The sequence below is a fragment of the Pleurocapsa sp. CCALA 161 genome (genome assembly GCF_003003995.1).
Taxonomy (GTDB): domain Bacteria; phylum Cyanobacteriota; class Cyanobacteriia; order Cyanobacteriales; family Xenococcaceae; genus Waterburya.
Window position 1 is genome coordinate 1 of record NZ_PVWF01000196.1, and the last position, 5,413, is coordinate 5,413.

Below are 5,413 nucleotides of genomic sequence, written 5' to 3' on the forward strand. Positions count from 1 at the left end.
TACAAGGCTGTCCTGTAGTTAAGGCACTAGCCACACTGCGAGAATGATAAAAGGCGAAAGCGGGGTGGGTGTTCGGGGGAAAAGGCAAATTTTCTGCTTGAATCCCTTGCCAGGATTCTTGAGGCGAAACAACTCCAATCATTTCTGCGCTACTGTAGCCCAAGATATTTTCTGCTTGCTGATTGCAACTTTGAATTCTGCCATCTGCTTGCTGAATTATTAAACCTATTCTGCTTGCATGAGAAGTGCTGTTCAAACCTGTCTTCATTTTGATGCTTAAACTGAAAAGAAAACTATCTAAGTGTTGGTCAAGTCGCTTTGGTCCAATTCAAAACTATGAATTAATTTGTTAAGCAATGTTGCTGTTTTTTCTAGCTATAATGTCTTATTTTATACCTATCTTAAGTTGGATGCTGAGGATGATGCTATCTCTTTAGATAGATAATTTCTGAAAACTTACCAACTAATCTATAAATTTAACCAAAGCGCGATCGCGACCTTGTTCTTTTGCTTGATACAAAGCCTGATCGGCAGTAACCAAAAGCTGTTGTTGAGTGTATTTTGGGGAGGGAACAACGGCGCAAACACCCAAGCTTAATGATACATAATCTCCTGCTAAAGAATCGGGATGAGTTAGAGCAAGGATTTTAATTTGTTGACGAATTTCTTCTGCTACTTGCAAAGCATTATGAGCGGATGTTCGGGGTAAAATTATGGCAAATTCTTCTCCCCCATAGCGAGCCACTAAATCTGTAGGGCGTTTGACTGCTTTTAATAATGCTTGAGCTATCTGTTGTAAACAAATATCTCCCTGCTGATGACCAAAGCGATCGTTATAAAGTTTAAAATAGTCAACATCAACAAGAATAACAGCCAAAGGAAACTGCTCTCTTCTTGCTAGCTTCCATTGCCTAGTTAAAAAAGCATCGAAATAATAACGATTAGCGATGTTAGTTAAGCTATCTATGGTCGCTAATTTACTTAATTGTTGATTAATTTTCAACAACTTAGTTTCAGCCACTTGACGAGCTTCAATTTCTTGTTTTAACTGTTGATTTTTTATTTTCAATTCTGTTTGTAAACGGTAATATTTTAGCTGAGTTTCTACTCTGGCAATAACTTCTTCCATTTGAAAAGGTTTAGTAATATAATCATTGCCGCCAAGATTAAAGGCTTGAGTTTTTTCTTCAACTTTTTGAAAAGCACTAATAAATATAATCGGAATATTTTCGGTACGGCGATCGCTTTTGAGTAACTGGCAGACCTTAAAACCATCTAGATCTGGCATACTAATATCTAATAAAATTAGATCTGGAGAGTTTTTCGTAGCTAAATCAACAGCTAGTTTTCCTCGATTACATTCGGCAACTTCATATCCGTTTAGCGTTAAGATGAGCGATAAAAGTTTTATGTTGTCTGGTTGATCATCAACTATTAAAATTCTCGTTTGCTCCTTGGGCGATCGCTTAAGTTGAGACATTTTTCTGACTGCTTACAATAGCAATCTTCAACATTACTATATATAGGAAACATTTAAGTATTTCAGTTTATTTTTGTCTTCTAATCCTTCGTCGTCGGATGGTGCGACTGTGCAGTCGTTCTAAAATTGCCAACCCATAAAAGTAGGTAATTACCCCCAAAATCAAACCCACCACAAAACTTCCCGTCAATAAAGTAATTGCAAAAGTAGAGCCTAGTTCTTTAAAAGCAGTAAAAGACTCAAGAGTTAATGGTGGCAGATCCGCATCTTTTGTCCCTAATAACAGTTTGCCAATTTTATAATTAAAAATATAAAGCGGTACGGAAGTAAAAGGATTACTAATCCAGGTTGCTGCTAATGCTGCAACTTTGCTACCACGAACAACGGTAGCAAGTAAGAGCGCCAGTAGACTTTGCATACCGAAGAAGGGAAAGCAGCCAGTAAAAACTCCTACTGCTAATCCCTTGGCTACGACTTCTGGTTTATCCTGCAATCTGATCAGCCTAAGATAGGCTAAACGAATAAACCTGCTCAAACTATTTTGACGCAACCTTAAATGTTGTTGATGTTTACGACTTTTACGCAATGGAAATGTTCTAACATTTAGCAATTTTATTTTTAAGCAAATTTTGCCTAATCTTGAATTATGGGGCAAATATTTTGGACTCATGTTCAACTCAAAAGAGTGGAAATCTACCCAGGTAAACGGCACAGGAGGATCTTGCCGAGTGGAGACTGTATGACAATATAATAACTAAACAATAGAAGTAATTGTTGTTGCCTCAATATTGACCATATTTTCTAATTTACCGACAAAAGAAAGAAGAGGTAACTGCTCATTGCTCATTGCTCATTGGTTACAAGTTAAGGGACTACGATGTTTGTCAATCGGTTTGAAGCTCTTAGCTCTTAGCTTTTAGCTCTTAGCTTTTGAGATATTTTTCATAAACTATAACTCTTTAAAGAGCGATCGCTCTTTAAATCTCTCCAATCCCTATTTAGTGTTGACTAAGATCAAAGACACTATCTGTAGTAGCGGTGCATCGCGGTGACGCGAAGCTAATCCTTTAGGACTTGTTGGTTTCCAGCAAAGAGCGAATGCGACGCGAAGCTATATGCGAAGCGGTATCCTTTAGGAGTCCTTTAGGGCACCAAGAAGTTGACTAAAACTGATTTTGCTTAACTTGTCACTAATGCTCATTGCTCCTTGTTCATTGCTCATCTGTAATGTTGACTCGATGAGTAATCATGGTCATACCATCTCCCCGAATTAAAATAGCCGATAGCCAATTACTTTGAGGTACAGAAGGAGCTGTTGCCACTTGGTAAATTCCCCCCGCAGCTAGTGGTTCTAATTCCAATAAGGTGGAGTTCAGATATAAATTAGCCCCAGTCTTCTCTTCTTGAACAGCTCCTAACAATACTTGAGAACCTAAGGGTTCATCAACAATCAAATCAAAATTGTATTTTTCACCTGTGGTTACCGTATCTGGTGCGACGACTTTAACCTGGGGAGGATTATTTCCTGATGTTAACCGAGATTGCTCTGTCAATATTTCCTGGCGAACTAATTTTTGTCCCTGGAAATATTGGCGAGATCTAATTGTTGAGTCTAACTGCGCCTTTCTCCCTGCTTCAGTTTGTATACCGCTGATGGTGGTGAGAGTTTCTGCAACCAGCTCATCACCTGATTTTGACCAAGACTTAATTTCCGTAGTGTATTTTAGCTGAGGATAATTCTGCCACATTTGGGTTAAAGCCTTACTCAAAGTAGCTGTAGTTAAGCCATCAGAATTTTTAAAGTCCTTGCTGTAATAACTAATTACTTGATCTAGATCTTGATTGTTGGCAGCTTCTTCGATGCCTGTAACAATTTCAGTTAGTTCATCAGGAGCCGTTGCTGCATTTTCTGCCTGAGCAATATTGATCATACCGCCCATGATTCCCAAATTTAGCAATAATACTGTGGCGAATTTTTTCATATGTTTATTTTTGTGTTGAACTTATGGTTTATATCTAATCTTCCAAAAACTTTTGCTCTGGCTGAATCCCTTGCTATCTCCCGCTGAACCTGCGAACAATTATTCTTTAGCAAACTTCTTTACACAAACTTTAGTTTAATTCCAAGAAAAAATGGGCAGAATAGGAGAGTACAAAAAGTAAAAAACTCGATAAGAAGTTTCCTGCTTATGTAATTGATAGCTACAAACCCAAAGCTGTGATCTCTAGAGGCAACTGTTATGACTAGGAGTTATCTCTAGTAATCTGTGACCGTTGGTCAAATTAATCAAGTTTTGGTGTGCCTAGATTTATCTTAACCAGAGCATTTACTCCTTAATTTCTTCTATCTCCCCCATACATGAATGAAAGCCATTGTAGCAAACGTCTTCTTTGGTGGAATTTTTGGCTGTCTCAGCTACGCAAATTCCACTCTGGCAACTCCAGTTAAGTCAGAATCAATCTACTCAAAGCAAATAATGCCCGCTCAACTATCAACTAGATTTACTAGATCTAACGTACCCGTAATCCCTCAATTATTTGGCGTGATTGATAGTGTTTTGCCTACTGCTGGGTTACGAAGCTGGAATAATGCTGCTGATTCTTCCTCAAACAAGGGCTACCATCAATGGCTAGAACATACTATGTCCTCTAGCTTTAGCCTTCCTCTACAAACTAATTATTTCTTTCCCCAAATATCTCCTGAAACTAATTGTGGTTTAGCTTTTTGCGATGATCGCTCGGAGCAAAGTAGCCGACTATTATCTTCTCCACAGCAGGCTGATCTTCATAAATCATCTCAAGGTGGCTTAGTCTTAGGCTTGCAAAAAACTTTTTGGGCAAGTGAAAATCAACATCAATACTGGGGCATAACCACCGTTCAACATTGGGGACAAAATAAACAACAGAGTAACCCATCCTCCCTTAACTATACTGACGTATCTCCTATATTAGCTTTGGGTAGTTCAACTCTCACTTTTTCAGGAGGGGTAAACGACAACTTAGGCAAGTCAGCAATTCTCAAGCAAGGTTTTAATTCTGCTCAAGAATTTGAAGATTTTCGTGGCGGAATTGCTTATCACCACGGCATCACCCAGCAGTTAACGATGGGAGTTGGTTTTGTTTATGAAAATACTTTAGCTGGTTTTACCCAGCTAACCTATGACAGCGACATCTTACCTATTAAAGCCACCATTTCTCTGTTGGCGAAAGAATCTGGCATAGATTTTTATTCTCATATTCGTTTTCAACCGACACCAAATTTTGTCGCGAATTACTACCGTGATGGTGAAAAACAAAAGTTTGATCTCAATTGGAGTGTTTATAATGGTTTGACTTTAATGGCCACGGGGAACAGCAAAACGAAATCTTATAGCACAGGGGTAAAAATAGCATTGGACAATAATTATTTTTCTCTTCGTGCCACAGCAGCTTTAGATAATGAGCAAAAACTACGGTTGCAATTGAATTCTCAAATTGGACGTTTAAAATTTACCTACAGCAGCAATCAGGATCAAAGTAATTTAGAACTTAGAGGTCAACTGCTTGATTTAGACAATTTAGGTATTCAATGCTCTGCTTTTGTTAAGTATCAGACTTTAGGGAAGAAGCAACAAGAATTTATGGTCTGGGGAGCTAATATACATTCCCAGGCTCAAGTTAGTCAAAATAGACATCAATGGGAGTTTGAGGTAGGTTATGGCACTAGTTCTGATGACCAGGGTTGGATGGCTAATGGTACTATTGCGCTTCAGCCTAATTTATTTTTAAAACTCGGCTATCAAGAAGTATCTGCCATATCCGATGAAACCAAGATCAAGCTCCAGCTAAGTTCAAATTAAAATTAACTATTTAAGATAATGAACTACCCCAACTTAGCTAACGCTTGAAGTTGGGGTTTCCAACTCCTCGGTACTAAGTCGTGACTTTTGACGC

At 38.3% G+C, this 5,413-nt stretch carries 5 protein-coding genes; 1 reads left to right on the plus strand and 4 read right to left on the minus strand.

Annotated features, from left to right (window positions below; all coding sequences use genetic code 11):
- The 4 genes from C7B62_RS24125 to C7B62_RS24140 form a co-directional block, all read right to left on the minus strand.
- Window positions 1–268 (minus strand): PAS domain S-box protein (locus C7B62_RS24125; protein ID WP_146132199.1); only part of this gene is annotated, 268 nt, incomplete at its 3' end.
- Window positions 269–463: 195 nt separating this feature from the next.
- Window positions 464–1,480, minus strand: a complete 1,017-nt coding sequence (locus tag C7B62_RS24130) for a diguanylate cyclase domain-containing protein (RefSeq protein WP_106243708.1) — start codon at window positions 1,478–1,480, stop codon at window positions 464–466.
- A gap of 67 nt (window positions 1,481–1,547) precedes the next feature.
- Window positions 1,548–2,066, minus strand: a complete 519-nt coding sequence (locus C7B62_RS24135; RefSeq protein WP_233220135.1) for a DUF2062 domain-containing protein — start codon at window positions 2,064–2,066, stop codon at window positions 1,548–1,550.
- Window positions 2,067–2,691: 625 nt separating this feature from the next.
- On the minus strand, window positions 2,692–3,462 hold the full coding sequence (locus C7B62_RS24140; protein WP_106243715.1) for a hypothetical protein: 771 nt from the start codon (window positions 3,460–3,462) through the stop codon (window positions 2,692–2,694).
- A gap of 381 nt (window positions 3,463–3,843) precedes the next feature.
- On the opposite strand from C7B62_RS24140, the gene C7B62_RS24145 reads away from it, so the two are divergent.
- Window positions 3,844–5,319 carry a hypothetical protein gene (locus tag C7B62_RS24145; RefSeq protein ID WP_106243718.1) on the plus strand — a complete coding sequence of 492 codons (1,476 nt, stop codon included), beginning with the start codon at window positions 3,844–3,846 and terminating at the stop codon, window positions 5,317–5,319.
- The last annotated feature ends 94 nt before the right edge of the window (window positions 5,320–5,413 follow it).

Bases quoted from the DNA above. Each gene is read 5' to 3' on its own strand.
- C7B62_RS24130 (WP_106243708.1), bottom strand. From the start codon at position 1,480: ATGTCTCAACTTAAGCGATCGCCCAAGGAGCAAACGAGAATTTTAATA.
- C7B62_RS24140 (WP_106243715.1), bottom strand. From the start codon at position 3,462: ATGAAAAAATTCGCCACAGTATTATTGCTAAATTTGGGAATCATGGGC.
- C7B62_RS24145 (WP_106243718.1), top strand. From the start codon at position 3,844: ATGAAAGCCATTGTAGCAAACGTCTTCTTTGGTGGAATTTTTGGCTGT.